Raw genomic sequence first — 22,570 nt, forward strand, 5'->3', positions numbered from 1 at the left:
CCCGGTCACCCGGTCACCCGGTCACCTGGCCTCCGGCGGCCGCTGCCGGGGCATGTTGGGCCGTGCGCCCGGCGGCGGGAACCGCCCCGGCAGGGTGCCCTCGGGGCGGGGCGCCGCCGCGCCCGACGACTGCATCGCCAGCGGTGCCGACCCCGTGCGGAACTCCGCCATCCAGTCCGCCGTCTCCGCCCGCACCAGCTCCGTCACGTCCTCGGAGAACCGCCGCAGTACCGAAAGGCAGCGCTCCGCGGCCTCCGCCGCGGTCCCCTCCGTCGGCCCCAGCACCTCCCGCACGCTCTCCGAGGCCCAGTCGAACTGCAGCGCCTGAAGCCGCCGCCCGATCGCCTGTGCCGTCGCCACGTCCCGCATCCATCCGGACGTCACCCCGAAGTACCGGTCCCCGGCGACACACGCCACCCCCACCAGCAGCGACAGATACGCCCACGGCGCCACCCCGTCCGCCACCCCGGTCAGATCCAGCAGCGGCAGCGCGGCCCCGCACACGGCGCCCACCGCCGCGCCCGCACGCAACGCCTGCGCCCCCCGCCGTTTCCACACCCGGTTCGCGAGGTACCAGGCCGCCGTCTCCAGCGCCCGCCGCTCCACCCACCGGTACAGCTCGTCGAGCCGCTGCGCGGCTCCCCCAGTCGCCGTGCGGGAACGACCGGCCCATGAGGTCGCCGGGGGCACCGGGGTCGCCCGGGTCGCCCGGCCGCAGCCCCGCCGCTCCGTCGCCCCGCCCGTCCTGGAGCGGACCCTCGGGCTGCATCTCCGGCTGACTCACCCGGCACTCCCTACCTACGGCTATGACGTTCCGCGATGCACAATCCCCTGCACGTTCCGCGGTACGTGCGCTGCTCACTTCGTGCACCCCCGCAGTGTGCTCGTGACGCATGGTGCTGAAGCGCCGCACCCTTCCTACCGCCGGGCGGGTGGCGGGCAACCTGGTTTCGCGGCTTTTCCGCCCGGAAGGGGGCCTTGGTCGGGTATACGACGCTCGGCAAACTCACTCGAAAGAGTGCCGCCGTGGGTGGGAACCGAGTCCGGACGGGCTACCCCAGCGCGCACCCCGGTGACCACGTAGGCTCGTGCCGAGGCGGCAAACCCCGCCCTGACATCCGTACTCGCATACGCACATCCGAGCCGAACCGTACGAGGCAGGAGCTGATCGTGATTCCCGGTGGTGGGCAGCCGAACATGCAGCAGTTGCTCCAGCAGGCGCAGAAGATGCAGCAGGACCTCGCCAACGCGCAGGAGGAGCTGGCGAGGACCGAGGTCGACGGTCAGGCGGGCGGCGGCCTGGTGAAGGCGACGGTCACCGGTGCCGGCGAGCTGCGCGCCCTGGTCATCGACCCCAAGGCGGTGGACCCGGAGGACACCGAGACCCTCGCCGACCTGATCGTCGCGGCCGTCCAGGCGGCCAACGAGAACGCGCAGGCGCTCCAGCAGCAGAAGCTCGGCCCGCTGGCCCAGGGTCTCGGCGGCGGCATCCCCGGCCTGCCGTTCTGAGCCCACCGGGCGGTCCCGCCCGGGGAAGGGTGTCCACCGGACCGTCCCTTCTGCGAAAGGCAAGCGCCAACTACCGTACGTACGAAGAAACCGAGCCCGGCTACGGTACGTACCGAAGCCGTACCGAAGCTCTTCAGGAAAGGCAGTCCGTTGTACGAAGGCGTGGTCCAGGACCTCATCGACGAGCTGGGGCGGCTGCCCGGCGTCGGTCCCAAGAGCGCGCAGCGGATCGCCTTCCACATCCTGCAGGCCGAGCCGACGGACGTGCGCCGCCTCGCCCAGGCGCTGCTCGAGGTGAAGGCGAAGGTCCGCTTCTGCGCGACCTGTGGCAACGTCGCGCAGGAGGAGCTGTGCGGCATCTGCCGCGACGCCCGCCGCGACCCGTCCGTCATCTGCGTGGTGGAGGAGCCGAAGGACGTCGTCGCAATCGAGCGGACCCGCGAGTTCCGAGGCCGCTACCACGTGCTCGGCGGCGCGATCAGCCCCATCGAGGGCGTGGGCCCGGACGACCTGCGCATCCGTGAACTGCTCGCGCGACTGGCCGACGGCACGGTCACCGAGCTGATCCTGGCCACGGACCCGAACCTGGAGGGCGAGGCCACGGCGACGTACCTCGCCAGGATGATCAAACCCATGGGCCTGAAGGTCACCCGCCTGGCCAGCGGCCTCCCGGTGGGTGGCGACCTGGAATACGCGGACGAGGTCACCCTCGGCCGCGCCTTCGAGGGGAGACGACTCCTAGATGTCTGACGCCACGCTGCACGCGACGACGCAGGACCCGGACGACTTCGCGGTCCAGATCGCGGACCAGATCGAGAGCTTCCTGGTCGCCGTCACGGAGGTCGCGAAGGGCGACGAGCCGGACTCGGCGGTCCCGTTCCTCCTGCTGGAGGTCTCCCAGCTGCTCCTGGCCGGAGGCCGCCTCGGCGCGCACGAGGACATCGTCCCCGACGAGCGCTACGAGCCGGACCCGGGCCCGGAGCCGGACGTGGACGAGCTGCGTGAACGGCTCGCCGCCATGCTGGACCCGATCGACGTCTACTCCGAGGTCTTCGACCCGTACGAGCCGCGCAAGGCCCCGGTCCCGGCCCGTATCTCCGACGACCTGGCGGACGTCATCACGGACCTGCGCCACGGCATGGTCCACTACCGGGCGGGCCGCACCACGGAGGCCCTGTGGTGGTGGCAGTTCTCGTACTTCTCCAACTGGGGCGCCACCGCCTCCGCCACGCTCCGCGCCCTGCAGTCCGTGGTCGCGCACGTCCGCCTGAACCAGCCCCTGGAGGAACTGGACGGCCTCGACACCGACCAGGACCTCGGTGACGAGATACTCGCGGAGGAGGCCGGCCGGGTCATGGCCAAGGAGATCGCGGACCCGCTGGGACTGCGGTCGGTGAAGTAGGCCCGCGGGGACACGGGCCGGGCGCTCACACCAGCCCGGCGACACCTTTTCCGAGGGTGCTCAGACCTCCGGCCAGCGCGAGCAGCAGGACGAGGGCCCGGGCGCGCCGCTCGGGCACGCGTCCGGCGAGCGCCCTGCCGATCAGGGCCCCCGCCGCCAGGGCCAGGACTACGAGGGCCCAGACGGGCGCGGTGAGCCGGGGCGGTCCGTTGGACGCCACGGACACCGCGTTCACGACGACGCCGTAGAACTGCGCGTTCGGCACGAACTCCCGCACGCTCCAGTCGGCGTTCAGGGCGTACAGGGAGACGGGCGGTCCACCGACCCCGGCGGCCGAGTTCATGAACCCGCCCAGGCCTCCGGCGACGACGGCCCCCCGGCCGCCGCGCAGGGCGGGCACCCGCAGACCCCGCATGACCAGCGTCACCGCCACGGTGACGAGCGCCCCCATGGACGCCAGCAGCAGGGGTTCCGACAGCTGCCGGGCCACCCACGTCCCGGCGGGCACGGTGATCACGGCGGCGATGCACAACGGCACCATCACCGGGGCCCGCACCCTGCGCCACCCCTCGGCGATCCCGACGACACTGATGGCCCCCGCGGCGCAGTTGGCGAGCACGACGCCCTCGGCGGGACCGAGCAGCAGCACGAGGGCGGGCACGGCGACGAGAGCGAACCCCATCCCGGTCAGCCACTGCACACACCCGCCGAACAGCACGATCCCGGCCAGCAGCACGTCTCCCGCCCACCCATGCGTCACGGGTCGGCATCCTCGCGCCCAAGGGCGTCACGCGTCCATGGCACTCATGCTTGAAAGGTGATTCACACCTTCGGGCTGTGACTCGCGGCACGTTTCGCGTACCGTCCCGGCCCTGGGGCAGATGCCGTGCTGAGCGGCCTCGGGCGCCGACGGAAAGCGGTGGTGAAAAACCGTCGTACGGCCGTCGTACGTCCGAAGAAAACCGGGATGATCCGCGCGTGAGCGGGACATCTCACCATGCGGTATCCCGGAAGGGAAATTGGGTCGCTCGATAGACTGAGCCGACCGCACCTGCGTCTCGCAGGCGCGGAAAGAGACGGACTGAGCGAGGAGCGCACGTGGGCCTTGTCGTGCAGAAGTACGGAGGCTCCTCCGTAGCCGATGCCGAAGGCATCAAGCGCGTCGCCAAGCGGATCGTGGAAGCGAAGAAGAACGGCAACCAGGTGGTTGTCGTGGTTTCCGCGATGGGCGACACGACGGACGAGCTGATCGATCTCGCCGAGCAGGTTTCCCCGATCCCTGCCGGGCGCGAGCTCGACATGCTGCTGACCGCCGGAGAGCGGATCTCCATGGCACTGCTGGCCATGGCGATCAAAAACCTGGGGCACGAGGCCCAGTCGTTCACCGGCAGCCAGGCAGGTGTCATCACCGACTCGGTCCACAACAAAGCCCGGATCATCGACGTCACGCCCGGCCGCATCCGGACCGCGCTGGACGAGGGCAACATCTGCATCGTCGCGGGCTTCCAGGGCGTCAGCCAGGACAAGAAGGACATCACCACGCTGGGCCGTGGCGGCTCGGACACCACGGCGGTGGCGCTCGCGGCCGCCCTCGACGCCGAGGTGTGCGAGATCTACACCGACGTCGACGGCGTGTTCACCGCCGACCCGCGCGTGGTGAAGAAGGCCCGGAAGATCGACTGGATCTCCTTCGAGGACATGCTGGAGCTTGCCTCGTCCGGGTCCAAGGTGCTGCTCCACCGCTGTGTGGAGTACGCCCGCCGCTACAACATCCCGATCCACGTCCGCTCCTCCTTCAGCGGGCTCCAGGGCACGTGGGTCAGCAGCGAGCCAGTCGCTCAGAAGACACAGCAGCAAGGGGAAACGAAGGTGGAGCAGGCCATCATCTCCGGTGTCGCTCACGACACCTCCGAGGCCAAGATCACGGTCGTCGGCGTGCCGGACAAGCCGGGCGAGGCCGCCTCGATCTTCCGCGCCATCGCCGACGCAGAGATCAACATCGACATGGTCGTTCAGAACGTGTCGGCCGCGTCGACGGGGCTCACGGACATCTCCTTCACTCTGCCGAAGAGCGAGGGGCGCAAGGCGATCGACGCCCTGGAGAAGGCCAAGACCGCGATCGGCTTCGACTCGCTGCGCTACGACGACCAGATCGGCAAGATCTCCCTCGTCGGCGCCGGGATGAAGACGAACCCGGGCGTCACGGCCGACTTCTTCACCGCGCTGTCCGACGCGGGCGTGAACATCGAGCTGATCTCGACCTCCGAGATCCGTATCTCGGTCGTCACGCGCAAGGACGACGTGCCCGAGGCGGTCCGTGCGGTGCACACCGCGTTCGGTCTGGACTCCGAGAGCGACGAGGCGGTCGTCTACGGAGGCACCGGGCGATGACCGGGCTCCCCCGTGGGGGGACGAAGCCGACGCTCGCGGTCGTGGGTGCGACCGGGGCCGTCGGTTCGGTCATGCTCCAGATCCTGTCCCAGCACGCGGACATCTGGGGCGAGATCCGTCTGCTCGCCTCGCCGCGCTCGGCCGGCCGCAAGCTGGCCGTGCGCGGCGAGGAGGTCGAGGTCATGGCGATCTCGGAAGAGGCGTTCGTCGGCGTCGACGTCGCGATGTTCGACGTACCGGACGAGGTCGCGGCGCACTGGGCGCCCATCGCCGCCGCGCTGGGCGCGATCGTGGTGGACAACTCGGGCGCGTTCCGCATGGACCCCGACGTTCCGCTGGTCGTGCCGGAGGTCAACCCGCACGCCGCCCGGGTGCGGCCGCGCGGCATCATCGCCAACCCCAACTGCACGACGCTGTCGATGATCGTGGCTCTCGGCGCCCTGCACGCCGAGTTCGGGCTGCGTGAGCTGGTCGTCTCCTCGTACCAGGCCGTGAGCGGCGCGGGCCGCGCGGGCATCGACACCCTGCGGCAGCAGCTGTCGCTGGTCGCGGGCACGGAGCTGGGGACCAAGCCCGGTGACGTACGGCGCGTGGTGGGCGACAACACCGGGCCCTTCCCGGAGCCCGTCGCGCTCAACGTCGTGCCGTGGGCCGGGTCGCCGCGCGAGGACGGCTGGTCCTCGGAGGAGATGAAGGTCCGCGACGAGTCCCGCAAGATCCTGGGGCTGCCCCAGCTGCGTGTGGCCGTCACCTGTGTCCGTGTGCCGGTGGTCACCACGCACTCGCTGACCGTCCACGCCTGTTTCGAGGGCGAGGTCACGGTGGACCGGGCGCGCGAGATCCTCGCCACAGCGCCCGGCGTCGTCCTGTTCGACAACCCGGAGGCGGGCGAATTCCCCACGCCCGCGGACGTGGTGGGCACCGACCCCACGTGGGTCGGTCGGGTCCGGCGGGCCCTGGACGACCCGACGGCGCTCGAACTCTTCGTCTGCGGCGACAACTTGCGCAAGGGCGCCGCACTGAACACCGCGCAGATCGCCGAGCTGGTGGCGGAAGAACTGGGCGCCACCGCGTAGAGCCCCGACAGACGGCCGACCTGGAGCCCCGACTGGCGGCGGGCGGCCGGAAACCCCTGGCCGTTGGCTGAAACGTTTGTAGGATCTGTGTGGGTTGCACGGACCATCCCGTGGTCCGGACCTTGAATCGAAGTCTCTCGGCGTTCGAAGATTTCACTCCCCGCCCTCCGCAACCGCGTCCAGGGCGGGGAGCGTCTTTGCGGTCGCCCTTCGGGGGGCTGGGCACCACCACACACGGGGCATAGGGGAAGAGCTGGTACGCATGAGGGCACTTGACGCACGGTCCGGTGCGCTGGGGGGCGCAGGAGGGGACGTGCAGACGGATGTGCTGTCCGACGCGAACGTGATGCCTGTCGCGTACAACCCTGGCGGGGTCAGACGTGTCCAACTGGCGTGGCAGAGGTACTCGAATTCACCGCGGTACAGGCGAGGGGCGCGGCCCTTCGTCCGCCCCGCCGCCCCCGGATGCCCGGCGCGCCCGGCGGCATGCCGGTGATCGCCCCCATGCCCGCAGCGCGGCCCACCCGCATACCGAACCAGCGCGAGGGCGCTGAGGAGACCACGGTCGCCGGCACCACGGTCGACCACCTCACCGAGACCTATCGCGCCCACTACCGCTCCCTGCTGGGTCTGGCGGCGCTCCTCCTCGACGACACCGCGTCCTGCGAGGACGTCGTCCAGGAGGCGTTCATCCGCGTGCACTCCGCGCGCAAGCGCGTCCGCGACCCGGAGAAGACGCTCGCGTACCTCCGCCAGACCGTCGTCAACCTGTCGCGCTCCACGCTGCGCCGCCGCATCCTCGGCCTGAAGCTCCTGACGAAGCCGATGCCGGACATGGCGAGCGCGGAGGAGGGCGCGTACGACCAGTTGGAGCGCGACTCGCTGATCAAGGCGATGAAGGGCCTGCAGCGCCGTCAGCGTGAGGTCCTGGTGCTGCGCTACTTCGCCGATATGACCGAGGCTCAGGTGGCGCAGACGCTGGGGATATCGCTGGGCTCGGTGAAGGCGTACGGCTCGCGCGGCATCGCGGCGCTCCGTGTCGCCATGGGGGCATCGGCATGAGCAAGTACGAGGAGCGGCGCACCACCCCTTGGGGGAGCGACTCCCACGAACGACACGAACCGTACGAGTGGCACGAGCCGACGGACCGGCCGGGGTCCCTCGAGGCCGACCACGAGCAGCACGCTGGGAACGGAACCGTGAACCACCGCCCCGACGACCACGTCCGTGCGGACACCGGACAGGACCGCGCCGACGCGGACCACCTCTCCGACGCCTTCGGCAGGGACACGGGCGGTGCCGGTGACGACCCCGGCGCGGGGCGGGACCGGCTCCTGGCGGCGCTCGGGGGCGGCGGGGCCGGGTCGGGCTCCGGCGGCGGTGGCGAGGATCTGCCCGCCGGCGACGACGGGACGCCCGAGGGGCTCGGTTCGGACGAACTGGCGCTGCGGCGGATGCTGCACCAGGCCGTGGGCGACATCGAGCCGCGTGAGGGCAGCCTCGACCATCTGCGGCGCGCGGTACCCGCCCGGCGGGCCCGCAAGCGGCAGGCCGTGGTCGGCATGGCGGCCGCCGCCCTGTTCATCGGCACCGCGATCCCGGCCCTCGTCCATGTCTCGGACGCCACTGGTTCGAACGCCGACCCGTCCATCGCCGGCCAGGCCTCACAGGCCCGGGGCAGCGCCGACCAGGGCAAGGGCCCGGACGGCGGCTCCAGCGGCTCCGCCGGATCGGCCGGGACGTCCAAGGAGACGGGCAAGGGGAGCCAGAAGGGCAAGGAGGACAAGGGCAAGGGGACGGCCGACGGCGCCACCGGCGGCACGAACCCGTCGGCCTCCGCGCAGACCGCACCTGCGTGCACCGCGGCCCAGATCGGCCAGCCGACCGCCACCGCGGCCGCCCCGGACTCCACCGGCGCGGTCTACGGCACGTTCCGGGTCGGCAACACCTCCACCACGAGCTGTACCGTCTCCAGCAGCGGCACCGTCACGACGGCCACCCAGGGCGCGGCGGACCCCACCAAGATCACCGTGGTGAACCACGTCGCCGGCGACCCGGCCACCGGCCTGCCCGACCCCACGCAGGAAGTCTCCTCCCTGGTGCTCAAGCCCGGGGCGGCGTACGAGGTCAAGTTCGCCTGGGTGCCCTCGGAGACCTGCCCGACCACGGGCAGCGGCAGCGGGGGTGGCGGGGGCGCCTCACCCGACCCCAGCCCCTCGGACAGCACGAGCACGAGCGGCGGCGGCTCCAGCCCGGAGAGCAGCGGCACGGCACCGCAGCTCATGACGGAGGACGGCGTGGCCGACGGCAGCGTGACCGTCTCCCTCACCCCGGGCACCGGCGCCGCGAGCTCCTCGACCACGATCGCGAACGCCTGCGCCGGCACGATCTACCACACGGGGATGCTGGCGGGGTCCTGAGCCCGCGGCAGCCCCCGCGCGCCGGCCCGACCTGCTCTCAGCGGCCGCCCGGCCCCGCCTCAGGCCTTGGCGGCCGGCGTCGGGGTTTCGCCGACGGCGTCCTCGCCTGAGGCCGACTCGCCGACGGCTTCTTCGCCTGCGGCCGATTCACCGACGGCTTCCCCGCCTGAGGCCGACTCCCGGGTGGCCGACTCCTCGCCGGCCGCCCGGGAGGGCGCGGCCTCGCCGGTCGTGCCGGTGTCCGGCCCTTCCGGTACGAGGCCCAGCTGTGCGTCGCGGGCGTACTCCACCTCGCGGCGCAGCAGGCGGAACCACATGAAGACCGTGAAGCCCGCGAAGACGAACCACTCGCCGGTGTAACCCAGGTTCTGGAACGCCTTCAGGTCGAGTCCGCTCCCCTGGGGCGCCGTCGCCGGTACCGCCTTCATCCCGCTGTCGGCCTTGGTGAGAGTGATCCACGCCTCGTACAGGTCGTAGGGCACCAGGTTCACCAGCGTCGCCGTGCTGATGTCCGCCGTCTGCCCGGCCGGCAGTCCGCCCGCGGCGCTCACCCCGTTCGACCCCGGGCTCTCCGGGGCCTGGAGGGCGCCCGTGACGGTGACCTCGCCGGCCGGCGGCGCCGGGGCCTTCGCGGGGTCGGCGTCACCCGGCAGCCAGCCCCGCACCACCGGCAGCGCCTTGCCGCCGTCGGTCCGCAACATGGTCAGCACGTAGAACCCGCGCTTGCCGTCCAGATCCCGGTCCGGTACCAGCAACTGCTTGCCGTACCGCCCGCGGGCCGTGGCCTGCTTCCCGGACGTCCTCTTGTCCACCGGCAGCAGTTCGGCCAGCGGCCGGGCCGCCTCCTTGCGGTCCGCGGTGACCTGCTCGCTCGCCGCCCGCTGCTCGTGCACCCGTGCCTCGAACCGGCCCAGCTGCCACGACCCCATGAAGATGCAGAAGGGGATGGCCAGCAGCACGAAGACGTTGATCCCCCACCAGCGGGGCGTCAGCAGAAACCGGTACACGCCTTCAACGGTACGGTGCCACCACCGCGGGCCCGCCCCTGGGGCCCGTTATTCCACGGCACCACCCCCCAGATGCCGCGCCGCGAAGTCCAGCTCCAGCCGGACCTGCTTGATCCGCTCGTCGACCACCAGCGAGCCGTGCCCCGCGTCGTACCGGTACACCTCGTGCACCGCATCCCGCGCGGCGAGCCGGTTCACATAGTTCTCGACCTGGCGGATCGGGCAGCGCGGGTCGTTCACCCCCGCCGAGATGTACACCGGTGCCTTCACCGCGTCGACGTAGGTGAGGGGCGACGACGCCTCGAACCGCTCGGGCACCTCCTCGGGCGTGCCCCCGAGCAGCGTCCGGTCCATCGCCTTCAGCGCCTCCATCTCGTCGTGGTACGCCGTGACGTAGTCCGCGACCGGTACCGCCGCGATCCCGATCGTCCACAGCTCGGGCTGGGTGCCGAGCCCGAGCAGCGTCAGGTAGCCGCCCCACGAGCCGCCCGTCAGCACCAGCCGCTCCGGGTCCGCGAGCCCGGACGACACCGCCCACTCCCGGACCGCCGCGATGTCCTCCAGCTCGATCAGCCCGACCCGGTGCTTGAGCGCGTCCGTCCACTCGCGCCCGTACCCCGTCGAACCGCGGTAGTTGACCCGCACCACCGCGTACCCGTGGTCCACCCAGGCCGCCGGGCCCGCGGCGAAGGAGTCGCTGTCGTGCCAGGTCGGGCCGCCGTGGATGTCGAAGACCGTCGGCAGCGGGCCTGAAGCCCCCGCCGGCCGCTGTACCAGCGCGTGGATGCGGCCGCCCGGTCCGTCCACCCACACGTCCTCCACCGGCACCGACCCGGGCGCCTTGATCCCGGGAGGATCCAGCACCACCCTGCCCGAAGTGGACCGGACGACCGGGGGCTCGGCCGCGGACGACCACAGGTACTCCACGGTCCCGTCGGGCCGGGCCGTCGCCCCGGACACCGTGCCCGGCGGTGTCGGCACCCGCACCAGCTCCCGCGTGGCCAGGTCGTAGCGGAACAGCTCGCTGCGGGCCTCGAAACCGTGCACGATCAGCAGCGCTGAGCCGTCCGGATACCATTCCGCGGCCACGTCACCCGGCAGGTCCAGCTGCAGGTCCGTCTCCTCGCCGGAGGCGACGTCCCACACCAGCGGCTCCCACCGGCCGCGCCGCTGGTGCCCGATGAGCAACCGGGTGTCCCCGTCGACCGGAGCGAAGCCCAGGACCTCGAGGCCCAGCTCGACCGTGCCGCCCTTGGTGTCGTCCAGCTCCGCCACCGTCGAACCGTCCGGCCGCAGCACGCGCAGCGCCGAGTGCATCGCGTCGCCGTGCTCGGTGTGCTCGATCGCGATCAGCGAGCCGTCATGCGAGAGGTCGCCCACCCCGGCCGACTCGCGGTGCCGGTAGATCTCCACCGGCTCCCGGCCGGCCCGCACGAGATGGATCGTGGAACCGTCCTGGTCGGTCGAGCGGCCCACGACCGCCGTCCGCCCGTCCCGCCCGATCGCGAGCCCAGCCGGGTACGACGGCTCGAGTCCGGGAGCCGCCGGCTCGTCGGGCCCGGCACCCGCACCGGAGGCACCGGGCACGAACCGCTGGCGTCTCCAGATCCCGAATTCGTCGCCGTCCGTGTCGTCGAACCACCAGATCCACTCGCCGTCCGGCGTGAGCACGCCCTCCGTCGTGCCGGTCGCCCGGTCCGTGACCTGGCGCTGCTCACCCGTGACGCGGTCCCAGGCGTACAGCTCGTACGTCCCGGTGGCGTTGGAGACGAACAGCGAGCGGTGCGGCGCGTCCTCCGCCCAGTCCGGCAGTGACACCCGCGGCGCCCGGAAGCGCTTCTCCCAGTCCGGCATGTCCCCGCCGCGCTGGGGCGACGTGGACCCGTTGCTCTCAGTCATGGCCCCATAGTGCCTGGCCCGCCCCACTTCCCGCGGGTGCGGTCCGCAGCCTGTGGACAACTCGCCCGCAGACGAGGTCCTAGCCTGTGGACAACTCGGCTCCACCCCCTCGGCACGCTCGTGGGCAGGATCAGGCCCCGGGCGGCTCCCGGCGCCTGCGCCCCAGCAGGTCAGCGAGACCGCGCCGCGTCGCCGCCAGGACCACTCGGTCCTCCGCGCGCAGAACGTAGGTGGGCGGCAGGTCCCAGACCAGGCCCGAGGCGCGGTCGGGCGGGCGCGTCTCCGGGTCCGGCGTCCGGCCGTGTTCTCCCGGCGCCGCCGTGTCCAGGGCGAGCACCCGCCACGCCCCGGCGCGGAACGCCTGGGCGACCGTCTTCCCCTCCAGCTGCGGATGCCCGGCCACGTCCACGGCGGCGAACAGCAGCACCCGCCGCTCCACCGGGATCGCCCCCAGGATCTGCCGGCCCAGCATGGCCCCGGCGAACGCCGGCGCGGCCAGGTGGGACACGCTGCGGCTGCGCGTCTGTGCGTGCGGGTGCGCCGCGCGCAGGGTGCGGTAGACGGCGGTCGCGAAGTCGTCGTCGTACAGGCGCAGGACGACCCGCAGGTCGGGGCGTACCGAACGGGCGTACAGGACGGCCTCGAGGTTCGTCGTGTCGGAGCTGGTCAGGGCGAGCAGCGCGTGCGCCCGGTGGATCTTGGCGGCTTCCAGCACACCTTCCTGTGTCACGTCCCCGAGCACGACCGGCACCCGGAGCCGCCGGGCCGTCGCGAGGCCGCGCGCCTCCGGGTCGGCCTCCACGCACACCACCGGGATCTTCAGCTCCCGCAGCCGGGTCATGACCCGGGTGCCGATCTTGCCGACGCCGAGCAGCACCACGTGTCCGGACAGCCCGCGCGGCGGTCTGCGCAGCGCGGTTCCGCTGCGGAAGGTGCCGAGGGCTTCGAGCACGGCCGCCAGCAGCACGGGAAGGAGCAGCAACCCGACCAACGAGGACAGCAGTTGCAGGATCTGCCGCCCGACGGGTTCACCGATGGCCGGGTTGTCGATGGCGAACAGGTCCAGCAGCGTCAAGTAGGTGGCGCGCAGCGGGGGTTCACCGGTGACCGCCATCGACGCGATCGCGAGTCCCACCACGCAGCCCACCAGCCCGGCGACCGACCAGCGCAGCCGCCGCGAGAACAGCGAGCCGAGCGGTACGACACTGCGCCCGGCGGGCAGCGCCGGACCGGTGTAGGAGACGGTCTCCAGGACGATGGTGCCGCGTCCGGTGGCCTCCGCCACCGCGCTTTCGTCCGGCAGGAGTTCGGGACCCTGCTCGCCGTCGAAGCCGTCGAAGCCGTCGCCCCCGGCCGGGGCGTTGACCGTCGCGGACAGCAACGCCAGCGTGCACAGCCCGGGGTCGGCGACCTGACCCGGCCGTGGCGGCGGGCGCTCCACGGCCCGCAGCATCAGCCCGTCGGTCTGCACCACCTTGGTGGTGCCGGCGACGGCGGTCGCGGCCAGGGCGGGCGCGGCGGTGTCGGCGTCGGACAGCACGGTCGTGGACGCGTCGAACGCCTCGGCGTCGCCGGTCCAGCCGGACGCCAGGGCCGCCGCCTGGTCGAGGAGTGCCTCTATGTGCTGCCCGAGCCGCCGGTTGTACAGGCGCAGGACGAGCCGCAGCCGCGGGTTGAGGCGGCGGGCGGTGAGCGCGGCGCGGATGTTGGTCTCGTCGTCGTCATAGACGAGCGCCAGCGCCGCCGCCCGGTCCACGCCGGCCTCCGCGAGCACGGCCTCGGACGCCTCGGGAGCCTCCACCATCCGTACCGAACCGGCGGGTTCGGTGCTGCGGCCGCCGCCGCCGGATCCCGTGGCGCGCCCGTCCGTACTGTTGCCGTTGCCGTTGCCGTTGCCGTTGCCATGACCGTTGCCCGCCGCGCGCGTGACCGCGGCGGAGACCCGGTCGAGCAGCGTCGAGGCGCGGGCACGGCCCACCACCGGCTGCCGGGCGACCCGGACGGCGGGCGGGACGACGAGCGTCACCTGCTCGCCGTAAACCCCGCGCAACTCGGCGGCCAGCCGGTGCGCGAGCCCGTCGTCCCCGCACACCACCATGTGCGGGACGCCGTCACCCGACCCGTTCTGCTGCGGAACCCCTGCCCCCACGGGGAGAAAGACTGCCGTATCGGGGGTGCTGGTTCCACAGAGGCGCGAGAGGCGTCGGGTCTCGCCCGCACGGGTGACGGTGACGACGGTGAAGAGCGGGGCCGCTGTCCTTGAGTCATACTCATGGTGTGCTCGACCGGCGTCCTCGACCGCGGCCGGGGAACGAGCCCGTCACCGGCCGGAACAGTCCCTGAGGGGGCCATCATGGCTGTGGAAACCCCGCCTCTGCTCACACCCTCCCGCCTCAGGCGCCGAGGGGGCCTGCTGGGCGAGTGCCTCGCGGAGTTCCTAGGGACGTTCGTCCTCGTCGCGTTCGGATGCGGTTCGGTCGCGACGGCGGTCGCCGCGCTGCCGGGATCCGGCCGTACCGCGGGACCCACCGTCTTCTTCCTCAGCGCCGGCGACTGGCTCCTGATCACCTGGGGCTGGGCCCTCGCCGTGACGTTCGGCATCTATGTCGCGGGCGGCGTCAGCGGCGCCCACATCAATCCGGCGGTCACGCTGGCGTTCGCGGTGCGCCGCCGGTTCCCCTGGCCCAAGGTCCTCCCGTACTGGTTCGCGCAGTTGGCCGGCGGGTTCGGCGGGGCAGCGCTGGTGTACGCGGTCTACCACGACGCGATCAACACCTTCGATCACGCCATGACGGGGCCGAAGACGAACGGGCACACGCTCGCCAGCTTCTCGATCTTCGGTACGTTCCCCGCGCCGTTCTTCCACGGCGGCATCTGGGGTCCGCTCGTGGACCAGATCGTCGGTACGGCCTTCCTGGTCGTGTTCGTCGTCGCGGTCATCGACCTGCGCAACACGGGGGTACGGGCCAACCTGGGGCCCTTCGTGATCGGCCTCGCGGTCGCCGCCATCGGCATGTCCTACGGCGCGAACGCCGGGTACGCCATCAACCCCGCCCGGGACTTCGGCCCCCGCCTGTTCACCTGGGTGGCGGGCTGGCAGAGCCTCGCGCTGCCCGGCACGCTCCCCGGCTCCTTCAGCGACTACTGGTGGATCCCGATCGTCGGTCCTCTCGTCGGCGGTGTGGTCGGGGTCCTGGTCTACGACCTGTTCATCGGCGACGTCCTGCACATCCGGGCACAGCGCGGCGAGCGGCCGGAACCCGGCCGGGCCCGTCCGGCGGAGGCCACGGACGAGGAGTGACCGGCGGCCCGCCTGAACCGGACGCCCGCATCTCAGCGCAAAGGAATCTCAACCGGAGACCGGATGCCCACCGGGCGCGCGCAGCAGGAGGACGGCGATGTCGTCGGTGTGCCGGCCGCTGGGCCAGACGTGGCGGACCAGGCCGTCGATCACGTCCTCCAGCGCATGGTCGCGGACGTCGGCCAGATACCGCGCCAGGGCGTCGGTGGCCCGGCTGGTGTCGGTGCCGGGGACTTCGACGAGGCCGTCGGTGTAGAAGGCCAGCAGGGCGTCGGCGGGGAGCGGCACGCGGGTGACGGGGTACCGGAAGTCGACGTCGACGCCGAGCAGCGGTCCGGGCTCCACCTGAAGCAGGCCGGCCTCGTGGGAGCCGTGGCACAGCAGCGGCGGAACGTGGCCGGCGCTGGCAAGGGCGATCTCCCGGCCGGCCAGGTCGAGCTGTGCGTAGAGGCAGGAGACGAGCAGACCGGAGTTCAGGTCGGCGAGGAGCCGGTTGGTGCAGGCCAGGACCTGGTCCGGGGGTGCGCCGGCGGTGGCGTGGGCGTGGATGGCGGTACGCACCTGGCCCATGAGGGCGGCCGCGGCGATGCTGTGGCCCTCGACGTCGCCGATGACGGCGGCCGCGGTGGTGGCGCCGAGGCGCAGCAGGTCGTAGAAGTCGCCGCCGACCTCGACGCCGCGGCTCGCGGGCAGGTAGCGGGCGGCCACGTCGAGTCCGGCCACGGTCGGCAGGGCGCGCGGCAGGAGTGCCTGCTGGAGGTCGTGCGCGACGCCGTGCTGGGCGTCGTACAGCCGGGCGCGGTCCAGGGCCTGCGCGATCAGCCCGGCCAGTGAGGTCATGACGGCCCGCTCGTCGGCGGAGAAGGTGTGGGGCCGGACGTAGGAGAGGACGCAGCAGCCCACCGGCCGTCCCGTGATCATCAGAGGGAGGAAGGCCCAGGCCTGTTTGCCGCTCAGCAGGGGCGCATCGGGGTAACTGCGGGACAGTTCCGGAGGGCTGGCGAAGAAGGCGGGGGTGCCGGTGGCGAGGACCTGCCCGGCGGGGGAGAGGTCGGTGTCCAGCATGAGCCCGTCCAGGCGGTCGACGACCTCGGGCGGGTAGCCGAACGAGCCGAGGATCTTCAGACGGCCGGCGTCGGCGGCCGACAGCACCAGGCCCTGGGCGCGGAAGGCGGGGAGGATCTGGTCCGCGATCAGCTCGAACAGGTCGCGCACGCTCACCGTTTCCGTGAGCGCGGCGGCCAGGTGGACCAGCTGGTACAGACGGCCGGTCGGGGTCACCGTGACCGGCCGGGGACGCGTACTCGGTGTGGACTGCTCCGCGGCAGGGGTTATACGGACGCTGATGCCGCTGGTGTCCGGGTAGAGCTCGAAGGTCAGCCACTGGTCCGGTGGGCGCAGGGCGGTGAAGGACAGGGGGGCGCGGCTGACCACGGCCGTGCGGTAGTGGTCCTCGATCACGGGGTCGTCCATCCACGGCAGCGACTGCCAGGGCCGGGTGCCCAGCAGTCGGCCGTCGTCGCGGCCCAGCAGGCGGGCGGCGGTCTTGGTGACGAACGTGATCCTGCCCTCCAGATCGAGGGCCAAGGCGCCCTCGGGGAGGCGTTCGGCGTAGTCGACGGCGACGAGGCCGACGTGGGCGGGGTGGCGCGGGGCGTCGAGGGAGACGATGCGCGGCTGGTCGGGAAGCGTGGGCGGGCGTGACGCGTGGTCCAGGAGACGGGCCAGACGGCGGGCGCTGGAGGTGATGTGGTGGCGTTCGCGGGAGGTGGGCCTCCGGGCGTGGTCGGCGGGCCACATCAGCACCAGTCCGCCCCAGCAGCGGCGCATTCCGGTCACGGCGTGCGCGGCGAGCGGGAACCTGTAGGGCAGGACCGCCGCGACACGCGGGTACCGGCGGGCCATGTCGCTCTGGTCCCCGATCCACACCAGCCGTTCCTCGCGGATCGCGTCGGCGAGCGGGACGGGAGCGGTGAGCGGCAGCCGCCGCCATGGGGAGGTGAACTCCAGAGGCATGCCGCATACGGCCACCAGCCGCAGCACCGGCTCCGCCTCCTCGATCAGGTAGATACCGCCGATGGAGGCTCCGGTGCGGCGCACCGTCGTGGCCAGGACCGTGTCGAGGGCATCCTCCAGTCCGTCGGGGGCATCGCCCAGCGCCGGAGCCGTGCCCTTCGGCTCGTCGCCGCCACCCATGGCCATATCCGGACAATACGCCCATCGGAGGGTGCTGACATCGCAAGCGTCGCCGCTCGGGCGGGCTGCCGGACCGTTCTCGCCGTTCCTCCCGGCGCGGCAGGTGCCCGGCGGCCGGAAGGCGAGGGCCGTGGTGGCCGCGCACTGCGGATTTCACCCAAAGTGATGGACGATAGGATGGATTTGTGGGACTGGATCCCATCTGAGGCAGATGTCACCTGCGGGTGGTGATCCGGGGACGCCGTACCCGAGCCCAGCCGGAGTCGCCATGAACTCCAACCGAGCCGTCGGCACCGCCCCCCGGCCTTCGCTGCCGGCACGGACGCGGTCATGACTTTCCGTGGCGGGCGGGCAGTCCCCTGGCGCGGCCGGGCAATCCCTCGGCGCGAGCAGGCCGTATATAGCGGTATGCAGAGGTTCCGGTTCCCGGTGGGCCGTCTCCCGGACGAGGCTCTGCTGTCCGGGCTGGCCACCGGCGATCCGGAGCTCGCCGTCACCTTCGTACGGAGGTTCCAGCACAAGGTCTTCGGTGTCGCCGTCGCCGTCACCGGGGACCCGCAGCTCGCCGAGGACATCGCCCAGCAGACGTTCGAACGGGCGTGGCGCCATGCACAGATCTACGACTCCCGCCGGGGTTCCGTGACGACCTGGCTGACCACCATCGCCCACAACCTCGCCATCGACGCCGTCCGGTCCCGGCGGCCGGAGCCGCTGGCGCCCGACGACCTCGAGGCGATCCTGGGCGTCGTCAGCGAGACACCCGAGCAGTACGCCCTGGCCGACGAGGCCTCCTCGCGGCTGCGGGCCGCGGTGGCGCAGCTCCCGCGCGAACAGGGCCGTGCCCTGGTGATGGCGGGCATATACGGAATGACGGCCCAGCAGATCGCCGACTGGGAGCACATCCCGCTGGGCACCGCCAAGACACGCATCAGGACGGCGATGGGCAAGTTGCGCACCACCCTCGCCCCTCCCCAGGGGAGGGACCATGCCCAGTGACGTGACCTGCGAGAAGGTGCGGGAGATCGGCGCCGAGCTGGCCCTCGGCGTGCTTCCCGGCCGGGAACGCGCCGGGGCGGTCGCCCATCTGGACCGGTGCGCGGACTGCCGGGAGTACGTCGCGCAGCTCACTCTCGTCGGCGACCGGCTGATCGGGCTGCTTCCGTGCGGTGAGCCGCCGGTCGGGTTCGAGACCCGGGTGGCGCAGGCGCTGACACGAAGCGCGCAGGGGCAGGGTGAGCAGGCCCAGGATGTGCGGACAGAGGACGCGCAGGCCCCGGGTGCGCAGGTCGGCGACGGGGTGCAGGTCGAGAGTGTGCCGGTCGAGGGCGCGCAGGTCGACGGTGTGCAGGTCGAGGGTATGCAGACGAACGGCGCACAGGCGCAGGGAACTCCGGCGCACGAAGGGCGTTCGCGCGCCCGCGAGGCCGGCATCCCCCGTCAGAGCCGGCGCGGGCGCCGGGTACGGCTGCGGGTCGCCTCCGCCGTGGCCGCCCTCGCCCTCGCCTTCGGGTTCGGCGGCTGGGCCGTCGGCACGGCGATCGAGGAGCTCGCGGCCGGCCCCTCCAACCCCGCCGGGGCACCCACGGGCATGCTGAGGGCCTCACTGGTCTCGGCCCGGGCCTTCGGGAAGTCGGCGGGCGAGATCTACGCCCACCCCGGGCCCCAGGGCTGGCTCTACATGTCCGTCGATCTGGCCGACGCCGGGACGCCGTACGACGGCAAGGTCTCCTGCCTGCTGGTGCGGCACGACGGCAGCACGGTCCGCGTCGGCGAGTTGACCCTGCACAAGGGCTACGGCTACTGGGCCGGCCCCGCCCCCGTCGATGCCTCGACACTGGCGGGCGCCCGACTGGCGGCTCCCGACGGGACGGTCCTGGCCACGGCTCAGTTCGGCGCATCCGGTCTGGCGTAGGACGAGCGCCGCATGGGCGGTGAACTGCTCGGTCGTCCGCCCTGCCCTGCGTGCCGTGCCCGATGGTGCGCAAGCCCTGATTCACCCCAAAGAGTGAACAAGTGGATGGATGTCCGGGCTGCCCCCCTTCGGTGCGGTGTCCTGAGGCACGCATGCCGTGCCCGGACCGGCGAAGAGGGGAAGAAGAGGGGGAAGCGATGCGGGTGTTCGTGCTGTGCGCGTGGCTGTTGACCGCCGGTTTGGGCGGTTACCTCGCCACCGTGTGGATCCGTCACGGCGGACTGCGGCAACGCACGCCCGGCGTGACGCGACTGCCGCTGTGGCTGGTCGTGGGCCATGTGGCACTCGCCGTGGCCGGGCTCGCGGCCTGGACCGTGTACCTCGTGGGCGGGACGGGGGCCTCGGCCTGGACGGCGTGCGCGGTCGTCCTGGTCGTGGCCGCCTTCGGTTTCATGATGCTGCTGCGCTGGCTGCCCAGCTCCGGTCGGCACTCCCACGGCGGCACCACCGCCGAACGGCACTTCCCCCTCGCGGCCGTGGTGGCGCACGGAACGAGCGCCGGCGCCACCGTGCTCCTGGTCGTGCTCGTGGCGCTGCGCCGGGCGTGAATCCGCCTCACCCCAGGGTGAGCAGAACGATGGCGACGGCCGAGCCCACCAGGCCGATCACCTGCGTCCGGGTGGCCCGCTCGTGCAGGACCGCAAGCCCGAGGACCGTGGGAATCGCCGGGTACAGGGAGGCCAGGACGACGGCGATGGCCATCATCTGCCGACGGGCCGCCAACAGATAGAGGATGAGGGCGAAGCTCGCACCCGCCCCGACGACGACCGCCTCACCCAGCCGCCGCACGGGCTGCCGGAACCGGTGATCCTGCCGCCAGGCGCTCGGTGACAGGAGCAGGACGGCGGCGAGACGCCCGGCGGCCACGGGCCACAGACCGCTCGCCGGGGCGGCCTGAGCGAGGCCGATGTACTGCAGGGCCACCCCCGAACTGGCGATCAGCCCGTCCACCGACGCCTCCCTCCCGTCCCCGCCCCGGCCGGGGCGAGAGCCACCGGAGACGAGCCACAGGGCAGGCAGGGTGAGGCAGATCCCCAGCCAGGCCGCCCCTGTGGGCTGGTCGCCCAGGAGGAACACGCCGCTCAGCACGGACAGGGCGACCCCGGTGACGGCGCTGACCGGGACCACGATGCTCATGGCTCCCCGGCTCAGCCCGCGGTTGAGGAAGTGCATGGCGGTCCCGCTGCCCGCCCCCGACAGGGCGCCCCACACCGCGTCCGAGGGCCGAACCGTCTCGGCAGGCACCAGAGCCGCGGCCACCACCGCGAACAGCAGACCGCCGACCTGCCCGAGGAAGGTGACCACGGTGAAGTGAACCCGGCGGGACAGCAGTCCGCCGGCGAAGTCGACGGCGCCGTAGCAGACCGCCGAGGTCAGCGCGAGAAGAGCACCCATTCACCAAACAGTTCCCAGGCAAGGCCGCTCGATCCCCGTCACCGCCAGGGCTGTTGCTCCCGCGGTGAACACCCCTCGCCGCTCACTCGAGTGCCTCACGCCCCCTTGATCGGAGATTTTCACGGCTGTTTCATGTCCATGACGGGCGCCTCACCCGGCGCCCGACTCAGCTTTTGGGGGGCACATTTGAATACCGCACACCATCGCAGACGCCTGTCGGCCACCATGCTCGCCGCCGTCCTGGCGGGAACCGGCCTGACCGTCGCCGTGGCACCCGTGGCCCACGCGGCGGCTTCCGACTCGGTGATCAAGCTGCCGGTCTCGTCGTACTCGGCGATCGCCGTCGACTCCGTGCACCAGCGCGTTTTCGTCGCGGACAGCAACACCGACTACTACCTCAACAAGGGCGTCATCGCCGTCTACGACTTCCAGGGCGAGCGCCTCACCACCATCCAGACCCCGGCCCATGTCTCTGGCCTGGCCCTCAGCGCCGACAGCACCAAGCTCTACGCCGGTCTGCGCGAGCAGATCCAGACGTACGACACCACCACCTTCCAACCGGCCGTCCTCGCCTACACCAACACCGACACCTGTGGCCGGGAACTCGCCTTCTCGGGCGGCCAGTTGTACTTCACCACGCCCTACTCGCAGTACGTGGGCACGTGCTCCACCGCCCAGACCTACCTGGACGGCATCATCAACGGCGTGCACACCCGCACCGGTTGGAACGACTACGGCAAGCTCAAGCTGGAGGCCGGCCCCGGCGACCGGATGCTGATGGGCCAGCCCCGCAACGACAACGCGGCCGACCCCTTCCTCGCGGTGTACGACACCGGCAACGGCTCCCTCGTACGAGGCGCGGCCCGCCGCTTCGCCGACAGCGCCGGCAACGGCGCGCTCGACCTGAAGGACATGGCGTTCTCCTCCGACGGCAGCAAGGTCGCCGTCGCCGACGCCGCCTACGGCACCCGGCTGCTGAACACCGCTGACCTCTCCGACGCGGCGAACGCCTATCCGGCGCTCCCGGCCGGCGCCACGGCCAGTTCTGTCGCTTTCAGCGGCGACGGGAAGTACCTCGCACGGGGCGCTGCGGCCACCGGCTCCACGCCCGACCTGCTGCTCCAGCCCGCCGATCCGACCGACTCGACGGCGCCGCTGGAGTTCGTCTTCGAGGGCAGCCTCGACGGCGACCGGGTCGCCCCGCGCGGCATGGAATGGTCGGCCGACGGCTCCCGGCTGTTCGCGGTCACCACCAACGCCGCCGGCAGCCAGTTCTGGCTGCACATCATCCAGCCCCCGGCCGTCCAGTACGACACCCGCTTCACCGGCGGCCTGACCCACAGCCCCGCACAGGCGGTCGCCGGCGAGCCGCTGGCCGTGCGGGGCAAGCTGGAGTTCGACGGGCCCGCTCCCGCCACTCCGCTGAAGGTCACGGCGACCCGCACGGACGCGACCGGCACCCACGACCTGGGCACCGCCACCGTCAAGGAGGACGGCACCTTCACGGTCCTCGACGAGCCCGACCTCGTCGGCGACGCCACGTACACGGTGTCCTTCCTCGGTGACCTGACCCACCGCCCCGCCACCGACGTCACGCACACCGTGAGCGTCGCCAAGGCGCCCACGTCGATCGCGCTCACCGCCCCGGCGGAGGCGACGCTCGACGGCGTCCACATCACCGGCACCTTCACCGCGCAGGGCAAGACGCTGCCGGACCGGGCGGTGCTGAAGGTCGTCAGGACCGACCGGCTCGGCACCGGCACGCTGTCGTCGGTGACCGTCGCCGCGGACGGCACGTTCACCATCGACGACGTTCCGCGCGCCCGGCGCGAGGTGACCTACACGGTCAGCTGGCCGGGCGACGACCTGCACGAAGCGTCCGAGGCCTCGGCGACGGTCTTCGTCAGACGCTGATCCCGCGTATCCCGCTCCACTCCTCCGCCAACGGCCCTCGCGGTCCTGTGCTGGTGGGTGGCTTCGCCGCCTTCGTGGCGGCGAAGCC

Annotated in this window: 18 protein-coding genes and 1 pseudogene; 12 read left to right on the forward strand and 7 right to left on the reverse strand. The window is 72.1% G+C overall.

All coding sequences use genetic code 11. The features are described from left to right. Window positions 1–21: 21 nt before the first annotated feature. Window positions 22–784, reverse strand: a pseudogene (locus tag N8I84_RS22055) (SLATT domain-containing protein). A gap of 386 nt (window positions 785–1,170) precedes the next feature. Here N8I84_RS22055 and N8I84_RS22060 point away from each other — a divergent pair. The 3 genes from N8I84_RS22060 (at window position 1,171) to N8I84_RS22070 (ending at window position 2,911) form a co-directional block, all read left to right on the forward strand. Next, window positions 1,171–1,509 carry a YbaB/EbfC family nucleoid-associated protein gene (locus N8I84_RS22060; RefSeq protein ID WP_103837908.1) on the forward strand — a complete coding sequence of 113 codons (339 nt, stop codon included), beginning with the start codon at window positions 1,171–1,173 and terminating at the stop codon, window positions 1,507–1,509. Window positions 1,510–1,659: 150 nt separating this feature from the next. After that, window positions 1,660–2,259, forward strand: coding sequence for a recombination mediator RecR (gene recR, locus N8I84_RS22065; protein ID WP_103837909.1), 600 nt, complete (start codon window positions 1,660–1,662; stop codon window positions 2,257–2,259). Then, complete coding sequence (locus N8I84_RS22070) at window positions 2,252–2,911, forward strand: DUF5063 domain-containing protein (RefSeq protein WP_263231117.1); 660 nt, start codon at window positions 2,252–2,254, stop codon at window positions 2,909–2,911. The genes recR and N8I84_RS22070 overlap by 8 nt, the downstream gene beginning before the upstream one ends. A gap of 25 nt (window positions 2,912–2,936) precedes the next feature. Here the strand turns inward: N8I84_RS22070 and N8I84_RS22075 are convergent, their stop codons facing one another. Then, on the reverse strand, window positions 2,937–3,671 hold the full coding sequence (locus N8I84_RS22075; protein WP_263231118.1) for a sulfite exporter TauE/SafE family protein: 735 nt from the start codon (window positions 3,669–3,671) through the stop codon (window positions 2,937–2,939). A 338-nt stretch (window positions 3,672–4,009) separates the two neighbouring features. On the opposite strand from N8I84_RS22075, the gene N8I84_RS22080 reads away from it, so the two are divergent. From N8I84_RS22080 to N8I84_RS22095, 4 genes are all read left to right on the forward strand, one after another. After that, window positions 4,010–5,302, forward strand: coding sequence for an aspartate kinase (locus N8I84_RS22080; protein ID WP_263231119.1), 1,293 nt, complete (start codon window positions 4,010–4,012; stop codon window positions 5,300–5,302). Continuing rightward, window positions 5,299–6,378 (forward strand): aspartate-semialdehyde dehydrogenase, encoded by a 1,080-nt coding sequence (locus N8I84_RS22085; protein WP_263231120.1) that lies wholly within the window; start codon window positions 5,299–5,301, stop codon window positions 6,376–6,378. The genes N8I84_RS22080 and N8I84_RS22085 overlap by 4 nt, the downstream gene beginning before the upstream one ends. Window positions 6,379–6,843: 465 nt before the next feature. Continuing rightward, window positions 6,844–7,440 (forward strand): SigE family RNA polymerase sigma factor, encoded by a 597-nt coding sequence (locus N8I84_RS22090; RefSeq protein ID WP_263234852.1) that lies wholly within the window; start codon window positions 6,844–6,846, stop codon window positions 7,438–7,440. Further along, a complete protein-coding gene (locus tag N8I84_RS22095; protein WP_263231121.1) occupies window positions 7,437–8,798 on the forward strand; it encodes a hypothetical protein in 1,362 nt (453 codons plus the stop codon). Before N8I84_RS22090 ends, N8I84_RS22095 begins: the two co-directional genes overlap by 4 nt. A gap of 59 nt (window positions 8,799–8,857) precedes the next feature. Here the strand turns inward: N8I84_RS22095 and N8I84_RS22100 are convergent, their stop codons facing one another. The 3 genes from N8I84_RS22100 to N8I84_RS22110 all read right to left on the reverse strand — a co-directional run bounded on the left by N8I84_RS22100 (window position 8,858) and on the right by N8I84_RS22110 (window position 13,802). Then, window positions 8,858–9,805: an SURF1 family protein gene (locus N8I84_RS22100; RefSeq protein ID WP_263231122.1), complete on the reverse strand. Its 948-nt coding sequence runs from the start codon at window positions 9,803–9,805 to the stop codon at window positions 8,858–8,860. A 48-nt stretch (window positions 9,806–9,853) separates the two neighbouring features. Further along, entirely contained in the window at window positions 9,854–11,704 is a 1,851-nt protein-coding gene (locus N8I84_RS22105; RefSeq protein ID WP_263231123.1) for a S9 family peptidase, read from the reverse strand. Window positions 11,705–11,834: 130 nt separating this feature from the next. Further along, on the reverse strand, window positions 11,835–13,802 hold the full coding sequence (locus N8I84_RS22110) for an NAD-binding protein (protein ID WP_263234853.1): 1,968 nt from the start codon (window positions 13,800–13,802) through the stop codon (window positions 11,835–11,837). Window positions 13,803–14,057: 255 nt separating this feature from the next. Here N8I84_RS22110 and N8I84_RS22115 point away from each other — a divergent pair, with 255 nt between their 5' ends. After that, window positions 14,058–15,005 carry an MIP/aquaporin family protein gene (locus N8I84_RS22115; RefSeq protein ID WP_263231124.1) on the forward strand — a complete coding sequence of 316 codons (948 nt, stop codon included), beginning with the start codon at window positions 14,058–14,060 and terminating at the stop codon, window positions 15,003–15,005. A 48-nt stretch (window positions 15,006–15,053) separates the two neighbouring features. Here N8I84_RS22115 and N8I84_RS22120 read toward each other — a convergent pair whose 3' ends face one another. Beyond that, window positions 15,054–17,201 carry a SpoIIE family protein phosphatase gene (locus tag N8I84_RS22120; RefSeq protein WP_263234854.1) on the reverse strand — a complete coding sequence of 716 codons (2,148 nt, stop codon included), beginning with the start codon at window positions 17,199–17,201 and terminating at the stop codon, window positions 15,054–15,056. A 408-nt stretch (window positions 17,202–17,609) separates the two neighbouring features. Here N8I84_RS22120 and N8I84_RS22125 point away from each other — a divergent pair, with 408 nt between their 5' ends. The 3 genes from N8I84_RS22125 (at window position 17,610) to N8I84_RS22135 (ending at window position 19,721) form a co-directional block, all read left to right on the forward strand. Beyond that, window positions 17,610–18,197, forward strand: a complete 588-nt coding sequence (locus N8I84_RS22125) for an RNA polymerase sigma factor (RefSeq protein WP_263231125.1) — start codon at window positions 17,610–17,612, stop codon at window positions 18,195–18,197. Beyond that, window positions 18,187–19,113: a zf-HC2 domain-containing protein gene (locus tag N8I84_RS22130; protein ID WP_263231126.1), complete on the forward strand. Its 927-nt coding sequence runs from the start codon at window positions 18,187–18,189 to the stop codon at window positions 19,111–19,113. The genes N8I84_RS22125 and N8I84_RS22130 overlap by 11 nt, the downstream gene beginning before the upstream one ends. A gap of 197 nt (window positions 19,114–19,310) precedes the next feature. After that, window positions 19,311–19,721 carry a hypothetical protein gene (locus tag N8I84_RS22135; RefSeq protein ID WP_263231127.1) on the forward strand — a complete coding sequence of 137 codons (411 nt, stop codon included), beginning with the start codon at window positions 19,311–19,313 and terminating at the stop codon, window positions 19,719–19,721. A 7-nt stretch (window positions 19,722–19,728) separates the two neighbouring features. Here N8I84_RS22135 and N8I84_RS22140 read toward each other — a convergent pair whose 3' ends face one another. Continuing rightward, window positions 19,729–20,568, reverse strand: coding sequence for a DMT family transporter (locus N8I84_RS22140; protein ID WP_263231128.1), 840 nt, complete (start codon window positions 20,566–20,568; stop codon window positions 19,729–19,731). A 186-nt stretch (window positions 20,569–20,754) separates the two neighbouring features. Here N8I84_RS22140 and N8I84_RS22145 point away from each other — a divergent pair, with 186 nt between their 5' ends. Next, the gene (locus tag N8I84_RS22145) at window positions 20,755–22,482 is read left to right on the forward strand and encodes an Ig-like domain repeat protein (protein WP_263231129.1); all 1,728 of its coding nucleotides are present in this window, start codon (window positions 20,755–20,757) and stop codon (window positions 22,480–22,482) included. Window positions 22,483–22,570 lie beyond the last annotated feature (88 nt).

Origin of the sequence: Streptomyces cynarae, assembly GCF_025642135.1 — a bacterium.
Lineage (GTDB): Bacteria > Actinomycetota > Actinomycetes > Streptomycetales > Streptomycetaceae > Streptomyces > Streptomyces cynarae.

Bases quoted from the DNA above. Each gene is read 5' to 3' on its own strand.
- N8I84_RS22135 (WP_263231127.1), top strand. From the start codon at position 19,311: ATGCGGGTGTTCGTGCTGTGCGCGTGGCTGTTGACCGCCGGTTTGGGC.
- N8I84_RS22085 (WP_263231120.1), top strand. From the start codon at position 5,299: ATGACCGGGCTCCCCCGTGGGGGGACGAAGCCGACGCTCGCGGTCGTG.
- N8I84_RS22140 (WP_263231128.1), bottom strand. From the start codon at position 20,568: ATGGGTGCTCTTCTCGCGCTGACCTCGGCGGTCTGCTACGGCGCCGTC.
- N8I84_RS22070 (WP_263231117.1), top strand. From the start codon at position 2,252: ATGTCTGACGCCACGCTGCACGCGACGACGCAGGACCCGGACGACTTC.
- N8I84_RS22105 (WP_263231123.1), bottom strand. From the start codon at position 11,704: ATGACTGAGAGCAACGGGTCCACGTCGCCCCAGCGCGGCGGGGACATG.
- N8I84_RS22110 (WP_263234853.1), bottom strand. From the start codon at position 13,802: ATGGTGGTGTGCGGGGACGACGGGCTCGCGCACCGGCTGGCCGCCGAG.
- N8I84_RS22125 (WP_263231125.1), top strand. From the start codon at position 17,610: ATGCAGAGGTTCCGGTTCCCGGTGGGCCGTCTCCCGGACGAGGCTCTG.
- N8I84_RS22120 (WP_263234854.1), bottom strand. From the start codon at position 17,201: ATGGGTGGCGGCGACGAGCCGAAGGGCACGGCTCCGGCGCTGGGCGAT.
- N8I84_RS22095 (WP_263231121.1), top strand. From the start codon at position 7,437: ATGAGCAAGTACGAGGAGCGGCGCACCACCCCTTGGGGGAGCGACTCC.
- N8I84_RS22090 (WP_263234852.1), top strand. From the start codon at position 6,844: ATGCCCGGCGCGCCCGGCGGCATGCCGGTGATCGCCCCCATGCCCGCA.
- N8I84_RS22115 (WP_263231124.1), top strand. From the start codon at position 14,058: ATGGCTGTGGAAACCCCGCCTCTGCTCACACCCTCCCGCCTCAGGCGC.
- N8I84_RS22130 (WP_263231126.1), top strand. From the start codon at position 18,187: ATGCCCAGTGACGTGACCTGCGAGAAGGTGCGGGAGATCGGCGCCGAG.